The sequence below is a fragment of the Dictyobacter formicarum genome, assembly GCF_016587435.1.
Window position 1 is genome coordinate 66,306 of sequence record NZ_BNJJ01000026.1, and the last position, 26,717, is coordinate 93,022.

The 26,717-nt window shown below is 54.2% G+C and carries 19 protein-coding genes; 12 read left to right on the forward strand and 7 right to left on the reverse strand.

Annotated elements, in window-relative coordinates; all coding sequences use genetic code 11:
- The first annotated feature begins 283 nt into the window (after window positions 1–283).
- The 3 genes from JMI88_RS32725 to JMI88_RS32735 all read left to right on the forward strand — a co-directional run bounded on the left by JMI88_RS32725 (window position 284) and on the right by JMI88_RS32735 (window position 3,680).
- Window positions 284–1,477 (forward strand): FAD-dependent oxidoreductase, encoded by a 1,194-nt coding sequence (locus JMI88_RS32725; RefSeq protein ID WP_201366232.1) that lies wholly within the window; start codon window positions 284–286, stop codon window positions 1,475–1,477.
- A 249-nt stretch (window positions 1,478–1,726) separates the two neighbouring features.
- The gene (locus JMI88_RS32730; protein WP_201366233.1) at window positions 1,727–2,794 is read left to right on the forward strand and encodes an APC family permease; all 1,068 of its coding nucleotides are present in this window, start codon (window positions 1,727–1,729) and stop codon (window positions 2,792–2,794) included.
- On the forward strand, window positions 2,685–3,680 hold the full coding sequence (locus JMI88_RS32735; RefSeq protein ID WP_201366234.1) for an amino acid permease: 996 nt from the start codon (window positions 2,685–2,687) through the stop codon (window positions 3,678–3,680). Before JMI88_RS32730 ends, JMI88_RS32735 begins: the two co-directional genes overlap by 110 nt.
- 368 nt (window positions 3,681–4,048) lie before the next feature.
- On the opposite strand, the gene JMI88_RS40290 is transcribed toward JMI88_RS32735, so the two are convergent.
- Both JMI88_RS40290 and JMI88_RS32740 read right to left on the reverse strand, forming a co-directional pair.
- A complete protein-coding gene (locus JMI88_RS40290; RefSeq protein WP_268906045.1) occupies window positions 4,049–4,174 on the reverse strand; it encodes a hypothetical protein in 126 nt (41 codons plus the stop codon).
- 128 nt (window positions 4,175–4,302) lie between these two features.
- On the reverse strand, window positions 4,303–6,597 hold the full coding sequence (locus JMI88_RS32740; protein WP_201366235.1) for a TIR domain-containing protein: 2,295 nt from the start codon (window positions 6,595–6,597) through the stop codon (window positions 4,303–4,305).
- A gap of 310 nt (window positions 6,598–6,907) precedes the next feature.
- Here JMI88_RS32740 and JMI88_RS32745 point away from each other — a divergent pair, with 310 nt between their 5' ends.
- The 3 genes from JMI88_RS32745 (at window position 6,908) to JMI88_RS32755 (ending at window position 13,518) form a co-directional block, all read left to right on the forward strand.
- Window positions 6,908–7,582 carry a methyltransferase family protein gene (locus JMI88_RS32745; RefSeq protein WP_201366236.1) on the forward strand — a complete coding sequence of 225 codons (675 nt, stop codon included), beginning with the start codon at window positions 6,908–6,910 and terminating at the stop codon, window positions 7,580–7,582.
- A 1,597-nt stretch (window positions 7,583–9,179) separates the two neighbouring features.
- Complete coding sequence (locus JMI88_RS32750) at window positions 9,180–12,371, forward strand: HEAT repeat domain-containing protein (protein ID WP_201366237.1); 3,192 nt, start codon at window positions 9,180–9,182, stop codon at window positions 12,369–12,371.
- Between the two features lie 157 nt (window positions 12,372–12,528).
- A complete protein-coding gene (locus JMI88_RS32755; RefSeq protein WP_201366238.1) occupies window positions 12,529–13,518 on the forward strand; it encodes a hypothetical protein in 990 nt (329 codons plus the stop codon).
- Window positions 13,519–13,578: 60 nt separating this feature from the next.
- On the opposite strand, the gene JMI88_RS32760 is transcribed toward JMI88_RS32755, so the two are convergent.
- Window positions 13,579–15,084 (reverse strand): PQQ-binding-like beta-propeller repeat protein, encoded by a 1,506-nt coding sequence (locus JMI88_RS32760; protein ID WP_201366239.1) that lies wholly within the window; start codon window positions 15,082–15,084, stop codon window positions 13,579–13,581.
- Between the two features lie 310 nt (window positions 15,085–15,394).
- On the opposite strand from JMI88_RS32760, the gene JMI88_RS40970 reads away from it, so the two are divergent.
- The 3 genes from JMI88_RS40970 to JMI88_RS32775 all read left to right on the forward strand — a co-directional run bounded on the left by JMI88_RS40970 (window position 15,395) and on the right by JMI88_RS32775 (window position 18,040).
- A complete protein-coding gene (locus tag JMI88_RS40970; protein ID WP_373323993.1) occupies window positions 15,395–15,673 on the forward strand; it encodes a GNAT family N-acetyltransferase in 279 nt (92 codons plus the stop codon).
- A gap of 96 nt (window positions 15,674–15,769) precedes the next feature.
- Window positions 15,770–17,113, forward strand: a complete 1,344-nt coding sequence (locus tag JMI88_RS32770; RefSeq protein WP_201366241.1) for a phytoene desaturase family protein — start codon at window positions 15,770–15,772, stop codon at window positions 17,111–17,113.
- A 21-nt stretch (window positions 17,114–17,134) separates the two neighbouring features.
- Entirely contained in the window at window positions 17,135–18,040 is a 906-nt protein-coding gene (locus tag JMI88_RS32775) for an RNA polymerase sigma-70 factor (protein ID WP_201366242.1), read from the forward strand.
- A 106-nt stretch (window positions 18,041–18,146) separates the two neighbouring features.
- Here JMI88_RS32775 and JMI88_RS32780 read toward each other — a convergent pair whose 3' ends face one another.
- The 3 genes from JMI88_RS32780 to JMI88_RS32790 form a co-directional block, all read right to left on the reverse strand.
- Window positions 18,147–19,202, reverse strand: coding sequence for a hypothetical protein (locus JMI88_RS32780; RefSeq protein ID WP_201366243.1), 1,056 nt, complete (start codon window positions 19,200–19,202; stop codon window positions 18,147–18,149).
- Window positions 19,203–19,248: 46 nt separating this feature from the next.
- Window positions 19,249–21,276, reverse strand: a complete 2,028-nt coding sequence (locus JMI88_RS32785; protein WP_201366244.1) for a hypothetical protein — start codon at window positions 21,274–21,276, stop codon at window positions 19,249–19,251.
- A 245-nt stretch (window positions 21,277–21,521) separates the two neighbouring features.
- Window positions 21,522–22,466, reverse strand: coding sequence for a glucosaminidase domain-containing protein (locus JMI88_RS32790; RefSeq protein WP_201366245.1), 945 nt, complete (start codon window positions 22,464–22,466; stop codon window positions 21,522–21,524).
- A gap of 215 nt (window positions 22,467–22,681) precedes the next feature.
- Here JMI88_RS32790 and JMI88_RS32795 point away from each other — a divergent pair, with 215 nt between their 5' ends.
- A complete protein-coding gene (locus JMI88_RS32795) occupies window positions 22,682–23,242 on the forward strand; it encodes a DinB family protein (RefSeq protein ID WP_201366246.1) in 561 nt (186 codons plus the stop codon).
- A 185-nt stretch (window positions 23,243–23,427) separates the two neighbouring features.
- Here JMI88_RS32795 and JMI88_RS32800 read toward each other — a convergent pair whose 3' ends face one another.
- On the reverse strand, window positions 23,428–24,345 hold the full coding sequence (locus JMI88_RS32800) for an LLM class flavin-dependent oxidoreductase (RefSeq protein ID WP_201366247.1): 918 nt from the start codon (window positions 24,343–24,345) through the stop codon (window positions 23,428–23,430).
- A gap of 442 nt (window positions 24,346–24,787) precedes the next feature.
- Here JMI88_RS32800 and JMI88_RS32805 point away from each other — a divergent pair, with 442 nt between their 5' ends.
- Window positions 24,788–25,402: an RNA polymerase sigma factor gene (locus JMI88_RS32805; RefSeq protein WP_201366248.1), complete on the forward strand. Its 615-nt coding sequence runs from the start codon at window positions 24,788–24,790 to the stop codon at window positions 25,400–25,402.
- Complete coding sequence (locus JMI88_RS32810) at window positions 25,395–26,708, forward strand: WD40 domain-containing protein (RefSeq protein ID WP_201366249.1); 1,314 nt, start codon at window positions 25,395–25,397, stop codon at window positions 26,706–26,708. The genes JMI88_RS32805 and JMI88_RS32810 overlap by 8 nt, the downstream gene beginning before the upstream one ends.
- The last annotated feature ends 9 nt before the right edge of the window (window positions 26,709–26,717 follow it).

The window sequence follows — 26,717 nt, forward strand, 5'->3', positions numbered from 1 at the left end:
TGGAGTCGAAAGACAAAGAGGAAAGGAGCATATTATTGATGAAATTTTCATCTTTTTGCTACAAGATAGAAGATTTTCATTTTTTATGGCCTAAAAAATGCTGAGCTTGCGTTGATATATCGAAATAGCAAACGCTGTCCGAATGTGCATAAGTAAAAAAGAGGAGATAACCAGGATACATCATGCTTCGCCAGGGGTTGCTGGCTTTCTTCCACTTCCGATTTTTATTGGATGAAAAGAGTATTTGCTGAATCTTCTGAAAAGGAAAGGGAAAACAATCTCTATGTATGATGCGATTATCGTTGGTGCTCGTTGTGCTGGAGCGCCGGTTGCGATGTTGCTGGCTCGCCAGGGTTACCGCGTACTACTCGTCGATAAAGCTCGTTTTCCGGCTGATATTATGTCTGGTTTATTCATCCATCCACGAGGCGTAGCTTTGCTGAAGCGTTGGGGCGTATTGCATGATGTATTGGCAACCGGTTGTCCACAATTATATTCGGCAGCATTTGACCTGGGCCCAATAGAACTGAAGGCCAGCTTTTACCCGGTTAATGGAGTCGATTTTACATGTGCCCCACGGCGGTATCTGCTGGACCCTATTCTGGTAGCTGCAGCGGTGGGGGCCGGGGTAGAGTTCCGTGATAATACCACTGTTCAAGAATTGCTTATGGACGAAGATGGTTGTATTACTGGCATTCGCGCCCGTACAGCACAGGGAACAACCGTGACTGAGAGAACGCGTATCGTGATTGGTGCCGATGGTGTGCACTCATTTGTTGCTCGCGCTGTCAAGCCAGAAGCATACCATGTGAACCCGATCCTGACCTGCGGCTACTTTAGTTTCTTTAGTGATGTCACTGTTCCCAGACTGAAAGCCTATATCCGTCCCCATCGTTTCGCTGTAAGCGTTCCCACGAATGATAATCTGGTGATGGTTGGCGCTCAGTGGCCGATTGAAGAATTTGCGCGTATCCGCACTGATGTAGCCACCCATTTCTACGAACTCATTGGCCAGATACCGGAACTAGCTACGCAGGTGCATCAAGAAAAGCAAGTAGGCCGTTTCATCGGTACCGGGCACGTTCCCAATTTCTTCTATAAGCCATACGGTCCTGGCTGGGCACTGGTGGGTGACGCTGGCTATCATAAAGACCCCATTCTGGCTCAGGGCATTGCTGATGCCTTTGAAGATGCTGAGATGCTGGTAAAAGCACTTACGCGTGGCTTGTCCGGAGAGACAATAATGGAGGAAGCACTGGCAGCGTATGAGCGGGAGCGCAATGAAAGTTGCCTGCCACAGTATCAGCTCTTAATGCAGTTTGCCGCTCTGGCACCACCACCACCTGATATGCAGATGCTATTGAGCGTTATTGCCGCTGACCCGGAAGAGTCAACTCGCTATCTCGGTGTCCTACAGCGCTCAGTACCAGTTGCTGAATTCTTTGCCCCTGAGCATATTGCCAGTTTGATGGCGTGAGCTATGGTGTCGCCATCTGCGTAAGCTCTTCTCTTAATCTTAAAATCGAAGTTCTCCTCCTGGAACAAGGCGGCCAGGAGGAGAACTCTTCTTTGTTTTTATCTACAGTAAGAGTGGATATATCTTTAGTCTATCCTGAGCTGTATCATCTATACAATGATATATATAATAGGGTAGTAACAATAGGGTGGTAACGAGCCCTGTAACATAGAGATTATAAAAGAAGATCAATTCAGGAGGGAGAGACAGATGAATCCGCTCCACGCATCTGACGATAGGCCTGAACAGCAACCAGACCAGCAGCAAGCCGGATCAAAGATGGCAGATGACTTCGATGTTATCTTGCTCGGCCCAATGGAGGAGCGGAAAGGGCGTCGGTTGGGCGATACTCGGGTACGTATGATATTGCCGGACAGGCAGCCGTTTCATCGTTTGAAGACAGGTACGCTGGAGGCGACCGAGTCGGCCGAGATCCCCAGGGGGAGTATGCGGCAGGCGGCCTACTGGCTGAAGCGGGCCTTGATCGGCGTGCCGCTCGCGACGGCACGCGCCGATCAGGAGCGCCTGACTAAATTCAAGGCGCTGGCTGTACTTTCCTCGGATGCCATTTCGTCGGTCGCCTTTGCCACTGAGGCGATCCTGATCAATCTGGTGGCCGCCGGATCGGCTGCTCTGGCCTGGACACTACCCATTAGCCTGGCTATCCTGGCCTTGCTGGTCGTGGTCACGCTCTCGTATCGCCAGACCATTCCGGCCTATCCCAATGGTGGCGGCTCCTATATTGTGGCGCGCGAGAACCTCGGCACCCTCCCGGGACTGGTAGCAGCGGCGGCGCTGATGATCGATTATGTGTTGAATGTGGCGGTCTGCGTAGCGGCAGGCGTGCATAATATCATCTCGCTCTTTCCATCCCTACAACCCTATGTTATTCTGATGGACCTGACGCTGGTCCTGGTGATGACGGTACTCAACCTGCGCGGCATTCGAGAATCCGGCACCATCTTTGCCCTGCCAACCTACTTCTTCATCGTCAGTGCTTTCCTGCTGATTGGCGTAGGCCTGACCAAAGCCTATGTCTTTAACCATCAGCCTCTGATTGGACACTTTGTGCCAACCGTGCAGGCGATTGAGCCGCTGACGATTTTTGTGCTGCTGCGCTCATTTGCCACCGGTTGTTCGGCCATGACGGGCATTGAGGCCATTTCAAATGGTATACCGATTCCCCATCTTCCAGTTGTCCGTTCTGGGTATCCTGACGCTCTCAGCGGAGACCAGCTATGCCGACTTTCCCCGGCTGGCCTCGCTGCTGGCGCGTGATAGATTTCTGCCCTTGATGTTCTCATTTCGTGGCGACCGCCTGGCCTTTAGCTCCGGCATCATCGCGCTGGCAACGCTTGCTGGACTCCTGCTGGTGGTCTTCAAAGGCAACACGAACGCACTGATCAATCTGTTTGCGGTCGGCGTCTTCATCGCCTTTACGCTCTCACAATCAGGCATGGTGGTACACTGGTGGCGGCTGCGCGCAACACAAAAGGGCTGGCTGCGCAGCATGATCATCAACGGGACCGGCGCCCTGACCACAGCCCTGGTTGCTATGATTGTGGCCACCACGAAATTTGTGGAGGGCGCCTGGATCGTAGTTGTCCTGGTTCCTGTAATGGTCTGGCTCTTCCAGAGCATCTCGCGCCATTATCACCAGGTGGAGCAGGAGCGCACCTTTGACCTGCCGTTGCGGCCCCAGGACATTCACCACCGCGTCATCATACCGATCGATCGCCTGGATCGAGCGACCATCCAGAGCCTGGCCTATGCGCGCTCGATCGCCAACGACGTCACGGCCGTACATGTAGATGTTGATGAAGAACACACCAACCAGCTGCGCGCTGACTGGGAGCGCTGGGAGCAACAGATTCCCGCCGACGAAGGAGTACACCTGCTGATTATTGCTTCGCCGTTCCGCTCGCTGATCCGCCCGCTGCTCGCCTACATCGACGTCATGCACCAGCGCCATCCCGAAGACATCTTAACCGTCATCCTGCCAGAGTTTGTCGTCTCGCACTGGTGGGAGTATCCGCTGCACAACCAGACCGCGCTGCGCCTGAAGACGGCCCTGCTCTTCCGGCCGGGCATTGCCGTCCTCAACCTGCCCCAACACCTGCGCAACCGCATGCCATCGGGGGCGGCCCACCACCAAAACATGTGATAAATGAGGAGCCCCATAGGTGTTGGCGAGGATGTTGGGAACATCATCTCCTTGCCCCAGCTTGCCGCCCGCCGCAGCGTGGCAGCCCTGTGTTATGATCATGCCCCCGGCATGCTCGTCATGCCCCCGGCATGCTCGTTCGTCGTTCGGCTGCTCGTGGCATGACATGGTACCCAAAAGCGAAGGGTCCTTTTGGGCACCGCGTGGGTCGAGGTGATAGGCAAGAAAGGACCTCAACGCTGGGATCCGGGGCCCCACAAACGGTGGGGCAAATCGGAGGCAAGCTCCGAACCTATGGGATTCCTCTTTTCTTGGTGCGTTTGCCTCCCATTTGCATAAATAAAATGTATTGGGCGCGAGGCCCGAACCTATTGTTGGTTGTCGATTGTAGCGGTGAAGGTGCCAACGGGTCCGATGGCGCGGTATTTCTGGTAGCGCAGGTCTAGCCTCTCAAGATCCGCCAGTGGTTTCTCAAAGTCTAGAGTGTAGGCCATATGCCTAGATCCTTCTTCAATCGTAGAGGTACTCGTCGAGTGCGAGTATACGAGAGAAAATTAGAAAGATTCAAGTATACCCTTAAAACGTTACATAGCTCAGTTCGCTTGTCGTATACGTGAGACAATCACGATTCTTCCTCGCTGTAGTCTATGGATGGGAACTCAGAGAGCGTGGCGAAATATTCAAGCAGGAGGCGGTGCGCGAAGAGATAGCTGCCGCCTATTTTGCGCAGCAGCAGCCTCTCCGCGGCTTCATCCAGAAAAGGAACAAGCTTCCAGGGGAGGTTGTTGAGGCGCCAGAGGAAGAAGCGGAGGAGAAAGTGCTGAATGAAGCTAAACAACCCGAAGAGCAGCGCTCCCACCAGGCCGATGCCGATGCCAGCGAGCAGTCCTTCGTTCAGCTTGCCGAAGCGTCCAAGCACCAATCCCAACGTCAGCGCAAAGACCGGTCCGGCGAACAGCCCGACCAGCAGGCCATTTTTGGCGGAGCGCCAGATGCCTTCGTTGGGCGTGGGATAGGTTCGCTCTGCCAGCTGCCCCTGGGAAAATCCAGCGCCGAAGCCACCGAGCAATCCCACCAGCAAGCCGAGGAGCAGTCCACCCGGCCAGCCAAGACTCAGCCCGGCAATGAGGCCGAAGAGCAGCCCGGCCCCCAGTCCCAGGTACAACCTCTGCAGCATGTTTTTCCAGGACCAGGTAACGACTTCCGCGGGTCGTATCGTATCGGCGCTTCCTTCGAAGCCCAGCCAGAAGGCAAGTCCACTACCCAGCCCACCCAACAACCCACTGAGCAGCATCCCAGACAGCCAGAAGGAGAGCCCGACGGACAGCACAAAGTACAGGGCACCAAGCAGTCCAAAGAACAACCCAAAATATAGACCTACGACCAGTCTAAGGCTCCAGCGATACCAGGATCGCCGTCTGCCTGTGAGCCAGGCGGGCTGGAGATCCTCCACCATCAGGACGGTTTGCTGTTGCCGATGGGCATAGCTGGCGAGCGAGGCCAACCAGGAGAGAAAATCTTGTTGCATCCAGGGTGGTAGTGGCCGTCTGCGCGAGAGCATGCGCCCGACATACCTACCGAAGATCTGCTGGATACGCTGCTCCTGTGTTAATCCCACGAGCAGTTCCTCCGCAGCTACGCCCTGATAGGCCAGCGTAAAAACATTCAACATCAGCGGCCGGTGTGCCAGCGCATAGAGGTCGGCATCCTCGCGCAGCGCCTGCTGGAGTCCATCCAACCGCCCTCCACTGGAGGAAAGATACTGATCGATCTGCTCGTCCCTCAAAGGGAGGACGCTGACAGCGCGCTGCACCGGGAGGGGCACGGGCAACACCTGATATTCCTGGCTGCGACAGCACACGACTGGAAACGCATCCACTTGCTCTGAATGTTTATCTTCATAGGCGGTGATAGCCTCGACACAGGTGGCGCGGACCTCTGGGGGCACTTCATCCAACCCATCGAGCAGCGGCAGGATCTGATTGGTCTCAATCCAGCGCTGTCCGACCTGGTGCGGCACCCTGTACCTTATTTTTAGCTCCTCGACCAGCCAGCGGGTCAACGGCCCTTGCTTCTGAACCCAGGATGAGAGATTGAATACCACGGGAATGGGAAGGCGCTCATTGGCTTCAGCGCGATCCAGCAGTGTGCGGGCCAGTTGGAGGAGGAGCGTCGTTTTGCCGGAGCCCGGCTCTCCCAGGATAAGTAGCGCACCATCTGCCTCGTCATAAACCTCGACGATACTGGTGGCAAGGGGCAAAGGGCGCGGCTCCTGGTGTAGCTCCTGTACCTGAAAGCGCCACGGATTCTCCAGCGCATCCGCCTGCTCCTGAAGACGCAGATCAAGCCGGGCTGCCTGGTGCAGTGAGCTTTCAAGCAGGCCCTCAATCCAGGTAGCGCGCACGCTCTTGAGGAGTCTGCCACGATTGAGCCTCATGCGATCAGACTGGGAAGGTTGAGGGACACGTTGCTGGTCAATCAGCTTGCGCAGTTCCTGCACAATGCCAGCCAGGGCCTCGTCCTGGTCCTCCCAGCGAGAGACAGGGAGACCGTTACGCGGCAAGCATTGGAGATGCGCAAAGGGCGAGTGCTCCCAATCACAGGGACGCACGATGATCGGGATAACATGGGCCTCTCCGTGCCGGTGGCGCTCAAGGGCGTGCTGCATCTCATCCAGATAGCAGGCGTCCGACGCCAGGAAATCGGCGCTGATCAGCAACAGGATAATGTGCGCCGAGCCGATAGCCTGGTCGATCGCCTGCGTACGATCCGCCCCGGCCAGAACCTCGTGGTGGGACCACTCCTCGATCAGCCCATCGCGCTTGAACTGGCTGAGATGCCTGGCGAGGCGATCGCACCATGCACTGTCAGCGGCCGCATAGGAGTAGAAGAGGCTCAACTTCTGCTGTTGCTTCATGCTTGCTATCGTCCCGGCCATCCTTTATCGTTCATTATTTATTGGTCGCACAGGCCCTACCCGGCAAAAGATAGCGCATCTTCTTTCTGTTCTATCACGAAAGAAGGTGCCCATCACCAGTAGGGACATTTGCCTATTCTGGCGCATTTTCCAATAATATAACGTATTAGCAGAAATCAGGCAACCAGCCTACCTCATTGCCTTTTGAAAGGACCAGAAAGAATGATTGAATGATCTTGACAGGAGCAATTTGTTGACTATAATTAATAGTCAGATCATCTTTTTATTAATCAAGGAAAGAGAGAAGGTCATGAAAACTGGTCTGCAAGCAGTAGGAACAGCGCTTATTGGACTAGTAGTGTTTGGGTTGCTTTTATTTTTGCCAGCGTGGACATTCAATTACTGGCAAGCATGGGTATTCATCGCCGTCTTTACCCTCGCAACGAGTCTTCCGAGCATCTACCTGGCTCTGAAGAATCCGGCGGCCCTTGAGCGACGGATGCATGCCGGGCCAGCGGCGGAAACCAGGACAGTGCAGAAAGTTATCATCTCTATCGGACTCCTATCGCTGCCAGCGGTAATGGTATTCAGCGCCCTCGACCATCGTTTTGGCTGGTCGCCAGTGCCAGCGGCTATCTCAGTGATTGGAGATGCTCTGGTAGCGATTGGGCTTGGTATCACTATGCTGGTGGTCATCCAGAATAGTTATGCGGCCGCCAACATCACGGTAGAGGCGGGCCAGAAAGTCATCTCCACCGGTCTCTATGGGATCGTGCGGCACCCTATGTATGTAGGGGTACTGATCATGATGGTAGGCATCCCCCTTGCGCTCGGCTCCTGGTGGGGGCTTGTCATCCTCATCCCTGCCATAATCGTGCTCGCCTTCCGCATCCTCGACGAAGAAAAGATGCTCAAGCAAGAGCTAGAAGGCTATAGCGAATACACCCAGAAGGTACACTATCGATTGGTGCCATACGTGTGGTAAGGTCGGCGTTTTGCCATGAATCAAGGGCATCCCCTATTGAGGGTCGGCTGTATTCTCTCAGTCGATTTCTTTAAAAAGTTGAATGCCCTTGTCAAAGGCGATGCAACGACAGTAAGAGATGATAGCAATGGATCAAGATAGCGGGGCCTTTCATTCTTTCCATGTTCGCTGATGTAAAGTGCCGAAACACATGGCGAGCGGTGTGGTCATAAATACACTGTCCTCCTTCTTTTCTCACTAGAGATTTTTGCACTTTTGATATATTTGTTGATTTTGCGTTAGAAAGGGTAGAGAAATAAAGCATCCAGAGACATTCTCTGTCTCGCTTAAATAGCTTGAGCAGAAAAAGGGATTATATATTTATATGAATGAGTCAACGTACAAGGGACGCTTCAAATTCTGCCCGCAAGATGGCACACCGCTTCCAGTACATGAGCATGTTTGTCATGTTTGTGGCTCACCAGTTCCATCACCTCGCATTCCAGCATGGAGTGTACCTGTCGCGATATCACTTCTCTTCATTCTGATGACCTCTTCGCTGGTATATTTGCATTACTATGTGTATGGAACTTTTCAGCAGGATTCCTGTACGCTTACAAGGACAGGGTATGATGCAAGCTCTATTACCTACAGGATCACCAATGCACACAACCAGGTTGTTGCTCAAGGCCCCGTCGGCACTCTTAGTCTGGTACCTGGTTTGCCTGATTATCTCTCACTCCCCGACTCCAGCCAGGTTCACACATCGAAGACAATAACCTGTTGGTATTCCCCGTACGCTCAGCCAAACGTTCTTGGGAGTCGGCCACGTGAGCGGAACGAGGGGAGCCTCTGGTTCATTGGCACAGGAGTGATACTGATTATGTTATATGCGTGTGTCGTACAATGGATCATCTATCCCTGGCAATTGGCACGACGAGGAGTGACAACCGTTGGAATTGTGATAGATCGAAAAAGGCACAGAACAAAAGATAGTAATTATTATGTTTCTTCGGTTAAATTCACAACCAAAACAACGCCTTCACTTACCGGGATAGCGCAAAAACGAGCAAATCTCCCACTGAATAGCGAGCAGAATGTTTGTTATGATCCCCTCAACCCTTTAAAGAATTGCAAGGTGGCGAGCTTTTTTAGTTCCGGTAGGGCGAGCTTATATACCATTGGAGCAAGCATAATGGTCCTCGTGTTGCTCTATGCGCAAGTTATAGTGATACTTAGTGCATGCAAATTTTAGGACAAATAGCTGGAAGGAAGGCGACGTGGGAGCATCTATCGGCTTTTGTGTGATGCTCTAGGATTGCACGCTTGTACTCATTCCTCTTGCAAGGCATGCAGTGGTGGCAATAATGCACGCGAAATTTGTTCTCTCGCACCCAGGCATAGATATGTTTCACATCGACAGCAATGGTCTCGCCGAGTGCAGGAATCTCGATCTGGAGGGCCTGGACACTGGACAGCCGACTCTCTCCTATTGGGAGTGAAACATTGTGGAGCAGTGATTGTTGACAGCTTTGGTAATCTCCATTATCATACGCAAAAATAGATAATATCATATATTTAAACGCTACAAACAAGCATGGGACGGAGAAGATCGGTTATGACGCCTGAGCTATTATTGCAAGAATGCGCGACGATGACGCATGCGGGACGGATGCGTCGGATGGTTGAGGTTGGTCGGCTGGCTGCCAGCGATGAGAGCGTGCGGCAGACGATTGCGGCCCTGGGACAGGGCGATGTCTATCAGCGTGCGCTGGCCGTGCAGTCGTGCTATGGCAGCCGCGACGCGGAGCAGGCGCAACAGGCCATGCTGGATCCATCGCGCAGCGTGCGTTCGCTGACCACGGGGCTGGTTCCTTTGCTGTGTAGCGACACACAGATCCAGGAACTGCTGGAGCGGCTTGCCCTGGACCTGAAGATGACGCTGATCTCTCGCCTCATCGCACGTGGTCGGCAGGCTCCTGTAGATGCCTATCTGGAAAAGCTGGCGGCACACCAGGATGCCCAGCTCAGACGCTTCTTGCCCTTTGGCTCCCCTGAGCTGGTGCGACGCCACCTGGAACAGGTCTTAGAGCGCTTTGATCTGACCCACTGGCAGCGCCTGATACACCTGCATCCAGAGCTGGCCTTTACATATTTGCAGCAACAGAGCGCTTGGGTCACGACCCGCGATCTGCCGCTCCTGCACCTCATCAATGCAACGCTACCGGCGCTGACCGAGTGCAGGCCGGACCTGGCACTGGAACTGGTGCGCACAAGCATCAAGCATACGCCCCTGGGTCGTTTGAGCATCGCGCCGTTGATCCGTCAGCGTCCACAGGAGATGGCTGAGCTGGTGCTGGCCGCCGATGAAACGGTCTCGGCCAATTTTAATGCAGTGGCCCATAAGCTGGATACGGAGAGGCTGCTGGCACTGGTGGCGCGCCGCTCGATCTCGATCAGCCCTTACACTCTCAAAAGGTTCAGACCAGAACAGCGGCTGGCCCTCTATCACGCCTTCGGGCGCGGCTGGCGCAACGATGAAGGGGTGCTTCACATTGGAATTGTGGCGGCCCTCCCAACCGAGCAGCGCATTCAGGAGGCGCGCCGCCATCTGGAACTACCAGCCCTGGCGACGCGTCTGCTAGTACGCCTGCGTTACGCTGCCTTCCTGCCCTGGGATGAGGCTCGTGTGGTGCTGGATAGCGCGCTGCGCTCCAATGAGGCCGAGGCTCGCGCCATGGCGCTACAGACGCTGCTTGAGGCGACGCGCTACCAGGCGGCATATATCCCAGATGCCTTGCAGCTGGTGCGTAATCGCCGCAATGAGCAAGATCCGGTCAGGCGCGAGATGCTGGCGGCGCTGGCCGAGCTGCCCTACGGGCGCTGGCGCGAGGAGCATCTACCAGAGCTGGCTCAGATTATTCGCGACGCCCTGGATGCCTCCGACCTGTCAGAGCCTACGGCGCGCTCCATTGGCAAACTGCTCATACGCCTGCTACCGTTCTATCCTGCATGGTGTGCCGGACAGCTAGCCATCGTCTACCGGGAACGCGGACTGGTCAATAGCTATCAACTCGATCATATACTTTCAGATAAGGATATCCCCCATATCGCGTCCGCGCTCTTCCCGCTGCTGCAGGCCTGGCAGGTTCGCGAGAAAGAGCACCATCTGCTAACGCTGGGCCTGATCTTTGGTCGCCGCCTGCGCGTCTTCGATGAGCTAGCGAATATCTTCGTAACTCTGCTTGAGCAGACGCGGAGCCTGAACGTGGCGACCACGATCTCCAACCTATTGGAGCTCTACCAGAACAAACGGCTGCTCACGCTGGTCCCCGCCTTACTAGAGCGCGACGAGAGCTATATCATTATCCCGACAATCTATAATTGGCTACACCGACACCGCCAGGATCTGCTCACGCCCTATCTGGGGCAACGCACCTTCAAGGGCAAGTTCACCAGCGGCCAAATCCATATCGTGCTGAATCTGTACGATGGTTTCTATCGCTGGACGCCCGAGCAGCAGGAGATCTTTGCCCGTACGCTGCTGGCCCTGACCCGCGACGAGGCACAATCGACGCCGACCCTACAAAGCACCATCAAGCGCCTGGCCGCCATGCCCTCCATTGACCCGGACTTCGTCATCCAGTTTGCCAGCGATCAGCGCCAGCCGGTACGCGACACGGCCCTGCGCGCCCTGAGCCAACTGGATGAGGGGCAGGGCGTACCGGCCCTGTTTGAGGCTATGAACGACGAGCGCGCCCGCGTGGCGATCTATGCCCTGCGCCGCATCCTGCTCACCATGCCCGCGCAAGAGGCGCTCAGTCTGTTGCGTGACATGCCGTTCAACCAGGTCACCGTAGCCAAAGAAGTGGTGCGCCTGATCGGCGACCTCGCCACAGAGGAGTCCTACCACGAACTACTGAGCCTGACACAGCGCGATCTGCACCGGGATGTCAGGGTAGCGCTGCTGCGCGCGCTCTGGCCCTACCTGGAACGTGATGAGACATGGGATGTGCTGACGCAGGCGGCTCAATCGCCTGACAGCGCCCCGGCCCTTGGCGTGATCAACATTCCAGTTGGTGGTATGTCGCTCAAGGCACAAAGGCAGCTCACCAACCTCTTCACCATCCTGCTGGTCCATCCCGATCCAGAGGTCCGCATCGCCACCTTAAACCGCTGCGCGGCATTTCCGTTCCGCGATCCCGAACACGCCTTGCATGCTCGTCTGCTACAGCTGATGCAATCGAAGCTGCCAGATGAGCGCTCGACGGCCGCCCGCGCGATTTTCGCCATCTATACCGGCAACGATGCCACCCTGATCGGCAACGCCGTACGCCAGCTGCTCAAGGACCGCCAGGCTCTACAAAGTACTATCGACGCCTTTGCGAGCAGGCTCTACATTGGCCGCAAACACCTGCTGCCAACGACGCGCATCATCCAGGCCGTGCTGGCCGAGGATCCGCTGACCATTACCTGGCGCCTCAAAATCCTGTTCTGGGGACTACCCTGGCCGGAGGTAATACAGGGAATAATTCAGCTGGGACCGCAACTGCATGCCGATGCCCTGGTCACCGCCGAAGGTCTGATCGACCAGATCAGCCGACGTCCAGATGCCAACCTGGCAGAACTGGAGGCGGCACTGGCGACCCAGGCCGATGAACGCCTGCGCCGCCTGGCGCTGTCCGCCCTGCTCGCGCAAACCCGACAGGCCAGAGGCTGGAATGACGAATACATTCAACGCCTGCAAACGTACCAGCACGATAGCTCGCCCCTGGTAGCCGAACAGGCGCAATTCACCTTCCCGGTCTGACAAGGGTGGTCATTATTGTGCTTCCGCCGAGATAGAGAAATCGGGCGCAAGGCCCGAACCTATGATAAATGATTGAGATATATGCGTGACCTCCGTCGTTTATCCTTATAACAGGAAAAGCCTGTCATGGCTCATAGTTAAATAAGGAGGTTTTGCTATGTTAAGCAACGTTGCTAATATGAAGGGCATAGCAAAGCACGCTGTCCTGGTAGGGTGCAGGGTCGTATTGCCGCTTCTGCTTGCACTCTTGTCTCTTAGCTTCGTCACCGCGGGCACAGGGCATGCTAGCTCTTCTGCTCCACTTATTCCGGCGGCGGTTTCCAGACAAAGCGCTGACGCTGCTCCCGTGATGGAACAGTTTAACGGAACATTGTATGTTGGCTGGACGGGTAGGAATGCCGCTCATAATCTGAACCTGATGACCTACAATCCGTCCAACAGTAGCTTTGGTCCCGCACAGGTGCTGACCGATACCACCCTGGTGGGGCAAGGGCCTAGTCTGGTCACCTTTTACAACAATCTCTACGTCGGGTGGCTGGGAACCAATCATCAACTCAATGTTGGTCGCTATAACATGGCCAATCCATCGGTCCTGGCGAACAAAGTGACGTTGAGAGAGACATCCAACAATGCTCCCGCACTGGCTGCATTTAATGGCCGTCTGTTCCTGAGCTGGAGAGGTACCGATGGGCAGTTAAACATCATGACCTCGGTCGATGGCAGCAGCTTCGGCTCGAAAATCACTTACAATGCCGCGCTCAGAACGAGCCCGTCATTGGCTGCCGCGAATATGTACCTGTTAGTGTTCTGGGAGGATACGGGGGCCAACTCTAATATTGTGGTTGGGCGCTATGATCCGCAGAACCCACTGAACCTGAACCCACTGGTCACCCTGGCCTCGACGAGCCAGCTTCCAGTTGGTGTTGCGCAAGCAGGTGTTCCGGCACCAGATGCCAGGATAGCCTGGCGCACAGCCAGTGATTCTCACATCCGCCTGGGCATCTACGAAGGCAGTTCCTTTATTCAAAACCCTGTATACACGACTCAAACCACCCCCTATACGCCGAACCTGTTCGACGGAGTCTACATGTGCTGGACTGGTACGGATGGAGCCCAGAGCGTTAACGTGGGTACAGTACACCTCTAGACACTGCATTTGTACGTGGGTCAGCCCAGCCCCATTTTCAGGAGCCGGGCTGATGCTATGCTATGAAGCAAGGACGAGCGGCGAAATGGGGTCCTGATATTCTAGCAGCTTGCCTATCTTGTATTGCCACGCCGTCTTGCCATTGGCGATATCGATGGCGTAGAGGTTATAGTTCCAGAAGGATTTGCTACTACCAGCGTTATCGGTACCATCCTCATGGACGCCGGTCTGCACGTACAGGCGACCATTACTCAACAGGCTCTCCCCGAGTCCTTCTTTGAGAGGTAGAGAGACAGGATGTTGTACCAGGAGCTTCCCACTCTGCAAATCAAATTCACGCAAGGTGCGCGATTGGTTGCTGCCATCAAGGATCAGAAGTTTCCCGTCTGTGATTTGCACAATTGGGGGTGCACAGAGAAGATCAGCACCACAGATTGGCGTCAATAATGTGGTTTGCCAGCGCACAACACCACGCTGCGGATCAAGTAGCTGTAGCGTTTTGCTATTATTCTTATCTGCATTTGATAGAACAACGATGGCATCACTATTCATCAATAGTTCCTGGTATCCCGGTTGAGACTGCCATAGCGATTTCCCCGTCTTTGCATCAAAGGTATATAGCGGGAAAGAAGGCGGTGGGGTCGGCGGCTGTTTGGCAGTTGTTGCTATGCCTGTAGTTGCTACCGCTGCGCTTGTATTGGCATATAATTTACCATTCATCACATGAAGATCATTGAAGAAGCTCGATCGGTCTGAGAGGCGTTGTTCCCAGAGCTTCTTGCCCGTATGGACATCCAAAGCATAGAGCGGGTTGCCAGCATCATAGAGAACGCCATCCACCACGGTGGGAGGGTCAAATGAGCTGTTTCCCCACATCTCCCGCTGGAAGTGCCAGAGGAACCGACCGGTTGTGCCATCAATGGCATAGATCACAGGATGTCCCTGTGAATTTGCTGATTTTGCGTAGAGCACGCCATCAAAGGCCGAGAGGCTTGCGCCATTGGGAAATTTGACCTCGTGCCAGAGTTGCTTGCCGGTCTGCATGTCAAAACCCAGGACGTCGCCAGTGGCGAGATCAATATACACCCGCTGCTGATCAAAGACCACATTCATGATGTAGGCCCGGGGCTCGGCCAACTGGGCCGGGGTCAGCCTGACCGCATACTGCCAGAGTTCTGTGCCGTCGCTGCCATTGAGCACAAACACGGTGTTCTCAAGCATCACATAGATAAGATTCTGATTCATAACCCGAACCTGCATGCTACTGCCATCGATACGGTTGGGCTTTGATGGCTGTTGCAGTGCATGCTGCCAGACAACAGCACCGTTTTGTCCGCTCAGTCGATACACTGTATCTTTATAGCCAACATACAAATCCTGCGGCGTCGTGCTCTTGCTGGATATCACGTTTGTCCCTTTGTTGGCAATCACTGACTGATGTGCCCCCTGTGAAACAACCGCCCAGCCGACAATCAATACACAGGCGACAATAGCAATAAAGAAAATGCTCCACCAGCGGAGTCCTGAGGTTTTGCGTGACGACCTCGAAGCAAGCTTTTCATCCATGATTTACACTCCATGCTTTCTTTTACTTTCTATTGATCGTGCTATCGGAAATTCCCTTATGCAAATAAATAGACGCAAACGAGCGCAAGAAAGTTCCCTCCTCCCTGCAAGTCAGAAAGGCGGATGAGGCGCAATACATTTCACCTGGACGAGAAAGGAGAGTTGTGTTGATCTCGAAAAACCCATACATGGCAAAATTTCGTGCATTCGTGTAAACTCAGGAGCAAGGGCTCGTAGGTGCGCCCCTTGCGGGCGCTTTTACCCTCCATGCTCGAAAAACAAACAATAAGAATGTTATGCACCTGATCAAATCGCTTTTTTTGTCCTTTTTCGAGCGGGAAGCGAGCAAGCGCCCGCAAGGGGCGCACCTACGAAAGGATATGCCACCGAAATCGGGCGGGCGATGCTTGCCTATGGCTTTCAGGAGGCAGGCTTCCCTGCCATCATGGGTTTCGCGTTATCACAGCATGGAGCATCCAGACGAGTAATGGAGAAGATAGGAATGACCCATCTGTACGATAAAAAGGATCACGAGCATACCAGGAGCTTCTATCGCATCGAACAGCACGATTTTAACCATCTGATGTAGAAAAACTTGCATACTGTCACGAACATCAACACTCTTCCGTCTAGTGTGCAGAAATTTTCAGAATCAATAAAAAGATAGAAAGAGGAGAGTTGTACGATGAGTGAAGAGGAATTGCAGCAAGCAGATGTGGTGATTGTTGGCGGCGGTCTGGCTGGCTTGAGCGCGGCTTGCTACCTGGCCAGGGAGGGAGCTGATGTTAGACTATACGAAAAGGCGGCAGAGTTGGGTGGGCGAGCGTCCACCACAGACTACGATGGATTCCATCTGAATCGAGGCGTGCATGCGCTTTACACCGGGGGCGCGATGGAGGAGGTGTTGCGGGAGCTGGCTATTCCTTATAGCGGCCATAGTCCAACGGCGGTGTATATGTTACGGGAAGGGAAACTGTATGAGTTTCCCAGAGGCGTGCAGTCGCTGCTGAAGACGCAGTTGCTGGGATTTGGCGATAAAGTGGAGCTGGGACGTTTGTTTGCGCAGCTTCCCGGGCTGAAAGCGCAGGAGTTTGCGCGCGTGAGCGTGCGGGACTGGGTGCTCCAGGTAGCCAGGCGTCCACGGGTACGTGAGTTCTTATTGATGTTTGCCTGTACCAATGTGTATAGTTCGGCGCTCGAGCTGGTCAGCGCGGAGGTGCTGATCACCAAGCTGCAGCTCTTGCTCAAGCATCCTGTTTTGTATATCGATGGGGGGTGGCAGACGCTGGTGGAGGGACTGCGCCAGGCCGCCGTACGGGCGGGGGCATATGTGATCAACAATTGCCGCGTTGAGGCGGTGGAGTATGAGGATGGTCGGGTCCGGGGCGTCCGGCTCTCCAATGGGCAGCGTGTGCGGGCGCAGGCGGTGGTGATCGCCACCACGCCGCAGGAGGCACTCAAGCTAGTTGACGCGGGCACGTATGCACCATTACAGAACATCGTAAAAGATCTGCTGCCGGCGCGTGTGGCCTGTCTGGATGTGGCCTTGCGTCGCCTGCCCGATCCCACGCATCCGGTCGTCCAGGACGCCGGGAGTCCGTGCTTTTTGACGGCGCAGTCGCTCTACGCTAAAGTCGCGCCCACCGGTGGGGCTGTCATCCATACCTTCAAGCAGTTGGACCCGGTCCATCCCGGTGACCCACAGAAGGATGAGCGTGAGCTGGAAGCCTTGCTGGATGCGGTACAGCCAGGATGGCGCGAGCTGGTCGTGAAACGCGTCTTTCTGCCACACATGATGGCGATCGGGATGCTGCCGACTGCTGCCGGCGGCTACGATGGACGTCCCAGCGGCTACGCTGGACGTCCCGGACCCCAGGTACCGGGCATCGAGCATCTGTTGCTGGCCGGGGACTGGATCGGGCCAGGCTTTCTGGCCGATGCCAGCCTGGGTAGCGCACGCCAGGTTGCTCGCCTGCTGCTACAGGATGGTCGCCTGGCCAGAAAAGGTGCGAAGATGGGTATGTTATAATAAAAAGGTAGAGATAAGTGTATGTATACTGGAGTTCGCCAGTTGACCGTTTCAAACAATAGCGAGCAAATATTCGATCAATACCGCATTTTGCTTTTTTCAATCGCCTATCGCATGCTGGGTAGCGTCAGCGATGCTGAAGATATGGTGCAGGAGTCCTTTGTGCGCTGGCTGCAAACAGACCAGCAGGCGGTACAATCGCCTAAAGCCTATCTCTCGACGGTGGTGGTGCGGCTCTGCATCGACCACGAGCGCCTGGCCAGGGCCCAACGGGAGGTGTATGTTGGACCCTGGCTGCCCGAACCATTGCAGTTGGAGCAGTATCCCGACCTGAGCCAGGGCGTGCAACTGGATGAATCACTGTCCTATGCCTTTCTGATCATGCTACAGAAGCTGGGACCGCTGGAGCGCGCGGTCTTCTTGCTGCGCGACGTCTTCGACTATGACTATGCTGAGATTGCGGCGATCGTAGAGAAAAGTGAGGTGAACTGCCGCCAGGTGTTGCGCCGCGCCCACCAGCATCTGGAGCAGGACCGCGCGCGCTTCGAGGTCTCGCACGAGCAGCAGGAGCGCCTGACCAGTCAGTTCCTGAGCGCCAGCCTCAATGGCGACATGCAGGGACTCCTGACCCTGCTAGCCGAGGATGTTGTCTTTACCGCTGATAGCGGCGGCAAGGTGCGAGCCGGGCTCAAGCCCGTTGCTGGCGCGGACAAGGTAACGCGCGGCATGCTGGGTGGAATGCGCTTTCTGCCTGCGGGCGTGTGGACACGCATAGAAGAGATCAACGGCCAGCCCGCCATCGTCGGCTACCAGGACAATCGCCCATACGGCATCATTCTCCTGGCCGTGGTCGGCAACAAGGTCCAACACGTCTACACCATCCTCAATCCAGATAAGCTCCGTGCCATAAGGCAATGGCACTCGTAGATATGAGGGTTGAGTCCCACATCTACGAGTTCTGCCATATGTGTTACATGAAATCTCCCTATGATTTCATTTGAAAACACGGCCATTGCTTTTTAACTATTTTTAACTAAAAATTCATAGGTGGTACTACCAGGGTGTAGCCACCGATGGGGCAATTCTCAACAACCTGCGTGAAATGATGCACGATATAGTCAGCTCCACCTAGATCAGTCGGAGCGACAGCGATCAGCAAGTTGTTGGCTGTGCGTGGCTCCAGCACGAATTCGCCTAGTACTTTACCAAGGGATTGTGGATCAAAGTTAGGATCGCTCTGCATGCGTTGTTGCAAGTAGCGATCAAGAGTAATAACCTCACCCTGGTCCCCCGGCACGTCCTGGTGCTCTATCTGCTCCAGGCGCACATCCAGGCCTTCCCCACTGATATCCTTTGTCCGCACTTCTAAACGCTGCTCTAAAAGATTACCAGGCGCACCCGGCTGAACGTTAGCCAACAACGTCATCAATGTCCCTACATCGGTTCTGCGCAGTTCCTCAAACTTGCCATGTATCAACAGGCTGGATACGCGCAGAGTGCAGGGCAATGACTGATGAAATGGGTTTCCCGCGTGTAATATCAGCTTTTGCCCGGCAACCGGGTTCGCGACAGTCATGTTGCGCTGGGCAACATGGCGATCCAGAGCCGCGAAAAAAGGAAATTTCAGGCTATCTGTCCCTTCCTCCGGTGTGCTACATTGCACGACGATACAGGGGTGGCCGTTTTCAACCGGCTCTGGAATCCACGGTGTGGGGCTTGAGACCTCTATATATCCCTTGGAAGGTATCTGTTTTGTAGGTTGAATGGTAGCAGTAAACAGGCTATTAGCAGTGGTAAATGCCAGGGACGAGTTAAACACAAAAAACTGGACAGTGATGAAGGGCAAGGCTGGCTTCAAACCACCATTGAACACACGCGCAGTAATGGTAATCGGCTGGCCGGGTACGACATTGCCATACTGGTCAGTGTGACTGACAGCAATATGGGGCGAGCCCCAAAATTTAATATTGGGCCCCAGAGGCCGATTGCCAGTGTCGGTTCCATTGTAGGGGATATATAGGTACGGCGTATATCCACGTTGGCCTTCCTCAGCACGTGGCTCGTCGTTATGGTGAAACGTTTGCGGCATAGATCCTCCTCATGAATTATGGACAAGAGCAATCCTTGCGGCAATCCTATGGCTCGGGTTCAGGTATGGCTGCGCTTCGTGCCGCGCCCGGCGTGGGTAGCAGCCAGGTAGGAAAGCCGATCCCGGCATCCCCATCCAGGTCCCAATCCAAAAACTCTGCCGGTTGCGTGCTTAGAAGCAGTTCTAAGCTGACATCGACGGCGTTCCCAAAGAATTCGTTGGTAGCGTTGGCCTTATTGATCCGATCTCGGCGTGCCTGCCACTCATTCTTGTCATGCACCAGAGGTGGAGCGGGTGGAGCGGGTGGCACAGATGTCAGGCTAAACAGAGGATTGATCTGCTTTGGTGGCATGGTGGTGGAGGCAAATTGAAGGCCATCCACAAAATGGAAAGGCCAGGTAAGGTCGAAGGGATAAATGGTCTCTGCAGGCAGTTCCACAGGCTCAGTTGGAGGATTGGGCCAGTTGCTGGCATTGGGCGGCGGCGGTGGGTTCCAATGGGAGGCAGGATATGTGCCATTCTCTCGACGCCTGCTGCGCGCGGTATTCAGGGCAGCATCGGTAGGTTCTATCTTTCCTCCAAACTGGCGCGCAAACTGGTCATGCGCCAGTTCCATCGTGTAGGGGAAGCTCAGCCCGCTCCATTTCAGCATATCATGCAGAGCATTGGTGAGGCTGTAAAAAAAGACCATTACCCAGCCTTGATAGCAGCGTAGCTGTTCCCAATCGGGATCGGTCACGCCGTCGGCAACCAGGGCTACCGCCGCCACGATGTCCGCGATACCACCAGAGAGGTAGCCGGTCATCAGTTGTACCACGCCGAGCATGGCCAACAGGATGCCACTAACAATCTCGGGCACACTAGGATTGGTATCTTTGGCTGGCTGAGGCGGGGGAGTTACCGTTCCACCCACCACCACGGATCCATCAGCAGCTACCCAGGGCGGGCGGGCGCCGCAGTTATCGGGACCATTACTTTGATCCGGAGGCATACAGGGAATGACCTCACCCGAGGTTTGCAGCCATAATACCAGCCAGGTCATGGCATAAGCACTCTGCAAGCCCATATCATCTATGCCACTGGTCACCGTCGCAGCAATAGGGCCGTACGCCTTTGTGTAGGCATTCTTCCAATAATCAAGGAACACCTGGGGCAAGACCGCCGGGGAAGCGGTTCCATCATGCAGACTTTGCAGTATGCTATCCAGGTCTATCCCGGGCAGTTCAATACGTTTATGCAGGTTGGCTTCGCAGAGGTTTGGCCAGTTCGTATACAAAGGGGTAGGAATATCATTGTTATCAAACTGAACAGTGCTGCTCCCACCTGAGGCATAATAGCCATGCACCCAGGTATCGATGTGGGTCTCAATCCAACGGTGACGCCACCAATGGTTGCGATAGGGCGCGCCCACCACATTATTGACATAAGGATTGCCACACAGGGCTGCGGCATAGCCCACCGTCGCACCCAGTGCATAAGCCTTCAAACGACCATCGCTGCTCGCGTCTGCCGCTTCTTGCAAGGCTTGCAGGAAACGGCCGCTATGGCTACCGTGCAGCGTATCACGCGGCTGCCACTGATTAGAAGGGGAAACCTTCACAGAGGGAGCGCCAGTAGCAATGGCCTTCCCAATAGTATTGCGTAAGCTGCTAAGTCCCCCAATTTCCTTTTGAAGGGCGTTGATGACACCGTTCAATTGATTCAGTTCATCCTGCATTCCCAGCAAAGCAAACTTTTTTTTGTCTTTAATAACACCGCCTAGCTTGTTAAGCGTATCGCGCAACTGCTTTAGATCCCGGTAGACACCGTTGCTGGCAGGGCTGCTACCTTGAGCCGCACCGGCAATCAGTTTCAGAACGGGCAACCACGCCTGAAAGTAGGGGGTATTAGGGCTCTTGGCGCCAATCTCTGGCCGTGCGGCCATAAAATCGCCCCAGGATGCTCCAATCGCCCCCAGGTAAGCATAAGGGAGATTATTTGCATTGTCTAACAAACTGGCCTGTGGCGCCCCTCTCTTACGCAATGCGTCAAAAACGAGATCCGCGATTACAAAATTAGTTGGTATACCAGGCATAGTTCCTCCTAAAAAGGATCCACTCCTAATCCAAACTGAATTGTTACTTCCCTACATTGATTTACAGTCGTCCCTTTTTATTTCTAAATGAAATACGCCAGGTGGACATTTTTTTAGTAGATATTTTTGCATTGGCTGATTTAGGGAAAAATTGAAATATTACATAACATTTTTCGTATGCTCATAAAGAAGGTTTAATACGGGGAAGCGACACATAGTAAGAAGTTCACCTAAGGAGAGGCATGCTAGGGGTGCACCTTTCCGCTGCGCCAGAGCGCGATGTCCAGGTTAATGAAGGCGACATAGTTCCTGTGCAAAGGGGCATTTTTATCCTTGACGGGAGCATACTTAGAGATAATCTGGTTGACCGTGGTGAGTTTCCACTGCGTAACATACAAATTATGGATCAGTTTATACCAGGCCGCAAAACCGTCTTCCCAGCTGGCAAACTGGGCGTAGCCACCTCTTTTTTTATCCACGCAGGGATAACCTTGCATACAGCGCAGGTTGCCCAATGAGTGCGTATAGCTGGCCTCGCCGAATTTACCAAAGGTGCTTTCATGATGAAAAAAGGCCAGGGCCACCACGGGATCAATATGATACTGCACGCCAAGATCGTAGAGGGCCTGTCCCTTGCCCGCGGCTGGCGAGTGATAGTAAACCAGGATAGCATTGATCTGTTTAGCGCTGATGGTGGGATCGCCAACCACGTTAAAGCCCGCAGCAGGGATGGGCTGGAGCACGCCGGGTATCCGCGCAGGTTGTCCGCCTGGAGCGGTGAACAGGCCAGCCGGATGAAAGATGGCCAGCAAGACCAGCAGCACACATACAAGTACGCCAATACAGGCGACCACTTCAAGCACTGTTCGGACGCGCCGCGCTTTCCGTCTGGCCCACATGGCTTTCTGGCTCTGTAGCATGCCAATCGCAGAAGGAGATGCATCACTGGCTGGTTCGTGCTGATCATGGCGGGCATGCGTATCAGGATCCGTTGGGGCTGGAAGCATGCCATTGACATTGACGTTATGGGTACGGTGTGTCAGGATAGCATATTGCGCCTGCGCGGCCGCACAGTCAGCACAGGTCGCAATATGCGCCTCTAGTTCAGCCAGTTCACGGTCCGAAAGAGCGTCATTATGGCTGGAATTCAACTTTTCGGCCCACGCGGCACAAGGTTTCACGTTCATCATGAAGAAACACATCCTTATATCTTTTTTGTTACACGATTCAACAGCCATAAGCGTAGTTGTTTCCCATACCACAAAAAATTTCTATGTGATAGCAACATATGATAAACGTTCTATCCTTTTTATGCTAGAAATTTCTAGACAAGATGCTTGCCGTTCTATAGTATAGTGGAAGAGTTCAAAATGCCATTGCGTGACTGTAGGAGGAAGCTCTATATATGCCATATACCGAAACCATACAAAAACTGCAAACGGCCCTGGCAGAAACGGTGGCTGAAATCGATCATTGGTGTGGAATGCCAGAAGAGAGCCGTGCGTATCAGCCGCAAGACGGGGGATGGTCCATCAACGAGATCCTTGAACATATCACTTTGACCAGCCATTACCTGCTAATCATCATCAATAAGGGATGCGCAAAGGCTCTGAGGAAGGCTGCGCAGGGAGAGACGATTCCAGCAGGCGAGAGCGATTTGACGCGCCTGGAGCCGATCGGGCATCCCGATGCCTTTCCCTGGATCAGGCCGGAACATATGGAGCCAACCCGCAAGGTTGCACTGGAAGAGGTACGGGCGCGCGTCCAGGAGCAATATCAAAACTGCGTGCGTGTCCTCACGGACATCGAGCACGGCGAGGGCGCGCTGTATACGGCGCGCATGTCGGTACAGGATCTCGGCAGGATGGACCTCTATCAATGGCTCTACTTTCTCGTGCTCCATCAACAGCGTCATATCCGCCAGATCGCACGCGTCTACCAGGAATGGGAAACGAAACACCCATAAAACCACCATATCACGCAAACGTTCATAGCTTGCCCCAATACATTTCATTTATGAGAACATCGAAGGACCAAACGCAACAAGGAAAGAGAAAAACCGTAGGTGCGGTTTTTCTCTTTCCTTGTTGCTTTCTCTTCTTATTGTCGTCTAAATGAAATGTATTGCCCACAAGGGGCGCTTCTATGATTTTATCGAGCGTTTAGGGCGGGTAAAACTTCATGGGCGAGCATTTCGAGGGTAGTGGGGTCCGGGAAGCCGCCAGCTGAGATCATGAAGTAGTCAAATCCCAGGTCGATGAAGGGTTTGAATTGCTCTACGAGTTGCGCGGGAGTACCGACCAGGCCAAGGCCGAAGGGGCCGGTATGCTTGTCGGTGAGTTCTTTGAGCTTGCGTTCGTTGGGCGCACAGTAACAGCCGATCATGGCGGTACGGCGGATGGTTTTGGGGTCGCGGCCGACGGCCTGGCAGGCCTCATCGAGCTTGCTAACCAGCTCTTTGGTTTTGGCGAGATCGCTGAAGGTGATATTCCACCAGTCCGCATGGCGCGCCGCCATGCGGAGCATACGCGGCTGAAAGGCAGCAACCATGATAGGTGGGATAGGTTCAGGCTTAGGCTGACAAAACGCATTGGTGACGCGATGATACTTGCCCTCGAACGTCGCGTGATCCTCGCGCCAGAGCTTCTTCATAATCTGGAGCGCCTCATCTAGCTCCTCGACGCGCTGCCCCGGGCCAGGAAAGGGGATATTATAAGCCTTACATTCTTCTTCCTGCCAGCCCGCGCCGATACCTGTAATGAAGTTGCCTTCCGTCAGGTATTGCAGGGTTGCCGCCATCTTGGCCAGCAAGGCCGGATTGCGAAAGAGTTGGCAGAGCACGATATGGCCAACCTTTAGCCGTGGCTCCAGGGCCGCCAGGTAGGTTAACGTGGTCCAGCCCTCCAGAAATGGACGATCCTCAAACTGCAGGTGGTCAGGGAACCAGACAGAATCGAAGTGGCCCCCAATCAAGGCCAGGCCGTGGCGGAGGTTCGCCATAAATTCATGGCGAGATTGTTTATCGCTCCCCACAGGAGGCATCCAACCAAATTCAATAAGAGCCATCATTCATCCTTTCTATCTCATCACTAGCATGTATCTTGCACTATCACAAGCACATCATTCTAAACAGCATGCATGCATGCTATTACACACATGCTATTAAAAGCATACAACACAGATAGAAGAGAAAAAAACGTCATCTACATCATAGTTCAGCAGGCGAGCAACCCTGAAAGGCAGTGGAGCAGCTATGGACGCTATCTCCCGTATCCCAAACTGTATGGTTCTTTGGATCACCTGCATCAATTTTCGACTTATCCACAAAAAAAAAGCCCGCAGATTGTCGGATTTTAGAGCATTGTGATGTCTTTATAATTAAATGCGAATATAAGGATGTAAAGAATATGTGAGCAGGATAGCATGACAGCATTCTCCCTGGATGTCTGCCGAAGCCAGGGAGGGCTGCAACATACGCAAGACGATGGAGTCATAAGCAAGGAGTGAAGAGATGGCACAATGCACCGGGAGAAATTCCGCCTTCAACGATGAAGATGGCGATCAGGCATTCGATTTAGAAGGGCTGGTTACGCGCGCTCAGCAGGGGGACGAGCAGGCGTTTAATGTGCTGTATCGACACTTTAGCAATGCTATCAATATCTATTTAAATAATATGGTGGGCAGCGATGGCTCAGGCAGCGAATTAACGCAGGAAACGTTTTCCAAAGCCTGGTTCTCCTTACACCAATTGCGCAGCCCGGCCGCCTTCAAACACTGGCTCTATCGGATCGCCACCAATCTGGCGTACGATCATCAGAAGCACTACCGCCAGATGTCCACCGTCGCATTTGATCGCTGCTCAGATGATTATTCAAGCATGCAGGTCGAGGGACCGGAGAGCGACTATGAGAATGCAGAACTCCTTCGAGAAGCACTGGCTCTGATTCCACATAAATATCGCATTTGCTTGATTCTTTATTGTGTTGAGGGCTGCTCTCCACTAGAAATTTCGGAGCGGCTCAATATTAAAGAAAGCTGTGTGAGTAAATACGTGAGTCGTGGCAGAAAATCTCTACAAAATATATATCTACAGCTACAGACGAAGGAGAGAAGAGTCGATGCATAGTCAGCCACCATGCTCGAGTTGGGAGGAGAAACTGGCATTGCGGCGCAACGATCTCTCTCCAGCCGATCAAGCCGCACTGGATGCCCATCTGGCGGAATGCAAAGATTGTCGGATGCAGCAGGAGAACTATCGCTTGATGGATGAGGCCCTGCGCACGCTGCCCCAGGCGACGATGAAGCCCTTTCCGCGTTTGCCGATGCAGCGCGAGACTATGGATAACAGTAGCGAATTGAAGGACGGCGCGCTACTGAGGCGTCGATCCCAGTTTAGTCCGGTGGCGCGGCGGCGGCCACATAGCCGCAAACGCTTCTGGCCGCGGCACCGCAATCAAATAGCGATCAGCACCATGCTAGCCCTCAGTCTCGCCGCCGTGCTTGTATTTAGCCTGCTCAATATGCTTACAAGCAACCGTATCTCAGGCACAGCTATCCTGACATTTCATCAGCAAAATGATTATGTGAGCGCCATCGCCTGGTCGCCAAATGGTCGCTACCTGGCGACGGGCAGCTGGAACCACACTGTTATGGTCTGGGACGCCCACACCGGTGAGGTAGTAACCACCTATACAAGCCACAGCGAGCCGGTCGATGCCCTGGCCTGGTCTCCCAATGGACAATTCATCGCCTCCGGCAGCTGGGACCACACCGTTATGGTCTGGCAGGCTTTTACCGGCCACACCATCCATATCTATACCGGTCATACCTCCGAGGTCAGCAGCCTGGCCTGGTCTTCCAATGGACAATTCATCGCCTCCGGCAGTTGGGACCACACCGTCCAGGTCTGGCAGGCCTTTACCGGGCGCTTGAGTCTGGTCTATACTGGACACCAGGAATTCGTCGATACGGTTGCCTGGTCGCCCGATGGCACAGAGATTGCTTCGGGGGGACGGGACAGCAAAGTGATGATCTGGAATGCCGCCACCGGGATCACCAGGCTGATCTATACCTACTCTATCAGCGATCCGGTCGATGCCCTGGCCTGGTCTCCTGACGGCAAGCAAATCGCCATCGGTGGACGCGCCAGCCAGGTCCAGATCTGGAGTACCCGCACAGAGAAGTTGCTCATGGTGTATCATGGACATAACCAGGATGTAGATGCCCTGGCCTGGTCGCCCAATGGCAAATACCTGGCTTCTGGCAGCTGGGATCATACCGTACAAATATGGAACGCGAAAAGCGGCACGACATCGTTTACCTATGAGGGACATACAGATCTTGTCGATGCCCTGACATGGTCGCCCGATGGCAAGCAAATCGCTTCTGCCAGCTGGGATCGGACCGCGCAAATCTGGGCAGCCGGCCTTTAAACCATGGGG

Coding starts and splice junctions, on each gene's coding strand:
- JMI88_RS32785 (WP_201366244.1), bottom strand. CDS start 21,276: ATGCCTGGTATACCAACTAATTTTGTAATCGCGGATCTCGTTTTTGAC.
- JMI88_RS32795 (WP_201366246.1), top strand. CDS start 22,682: ATGCCATATACCGAAACCATACAAAAACTGCAAACGGCCCTGGCAGAA.
- JMI88_RS40290 (WP_268906045.1), bottom strand. CDS start 4,174: ATGGCCTACACTCTAGACTTTGAGAAACCACTGGCGGATCTTGAGAGG.
- JMI88_RS32780 (WP_201366243.1), bottom strand. CDS start 19,202: ATGCCGCAAACGTTTCACCATAACGACGAGCCACGTGCTGAGGAAGGC.
- JMI88_RS32735 (WP_201366234.1), top strand. CDS start 2,685: ATGGTATACCGATTCCCCATCTTCCAGTTGTCCGTTCTGGGTATCCTG.
- JMI88_RS32730 (WP_201366233.1), top strand. CDS start 1,727: ATGAATCCGCTCCACGCATCTGACGATAGGCCTGAACAGCAACCAGAC.
- JMI88_RS32800 (WP_201366247.1), bottom strand. CDS start 24,345: ATGATGGCTCTTATTGAATTTGGTTGGATGCCTCCTGTGGGGAGCGAT.
- JMI88_RS32775 (WP_201366242.1), top strand. CDS start 17,135: ATGTATACTGGAGTTCGCCAGTTGACCGTTTCAAACAATAGCGAGCAA.
- JMI88_RS32750 (WP_201366237.1), top strand. CDS start 9,180: ATGACGCCTGAGCTATTATTGCAAGAATGCGCGACGATGACGCATGCG.
- JMI88_RS32745 (WP_201366236.1), top strand. CDS start 6,908: ATGAAAACTGGTCTGCAAGCAGTAGGAACAGCGCTTATTGGACTAGTA.
- JMI88_RS32760 (WP_201366239.1), bottom strand. CDS start 15,084: ATGGATGAAAAGCTTGCTTCGAGGTCGTCACGCAAAACCTCAGGACTC.
- JMI88_RS32740 (WP_201366235.1), bottom strand. CDS start 6,597: ATGAAGCAACAGCAGAAGTTGAGCCTCTTCTACTCCTATGCGGCCGCT.
- JMI88_RS32810 (WP_201366249.1), top strand. CDS start 25,395: ATGCATAGTCAGCCACCATGCTCGAGTTGGGAGGAGAAACTGGCATTG.
- JMI88_RS32755 (WP_201366238.1), top strand. CDS start 12,529: ATGTTAAGCAACGTTGCTAATATGAAGGGCATAGCAAAGCACGCTGTC.
- JMI88_RS32770 (WP_201366241.1), top strand. CDS start 15,770: ATGAGTGAAGAGGAATTGCAGCAAGCAGATGTGGTGATTGTTGGCGGC.
- JMI88_RS32805 (WP_201366248.1), top strand. CDS start 24,788: ATGGCACAATGCACCGGGAGAAATTCCGCCTTCAACGATGAAGATGGC.
- JMI88_RS32790 (WP_201366245.1), bottom strand. CDS start 22,466: ATGATGAACGTGAAACCTTGTGCCGCGTGGGCCGAAAAGTTGAATTCC.
- JMI88_RS32725 (WP_201366232.1), top strand. CDS start 284: ATGTATGATGCGATTATCGTTGGTGCTCGTTGTGCTGGAGCGCCGGTT.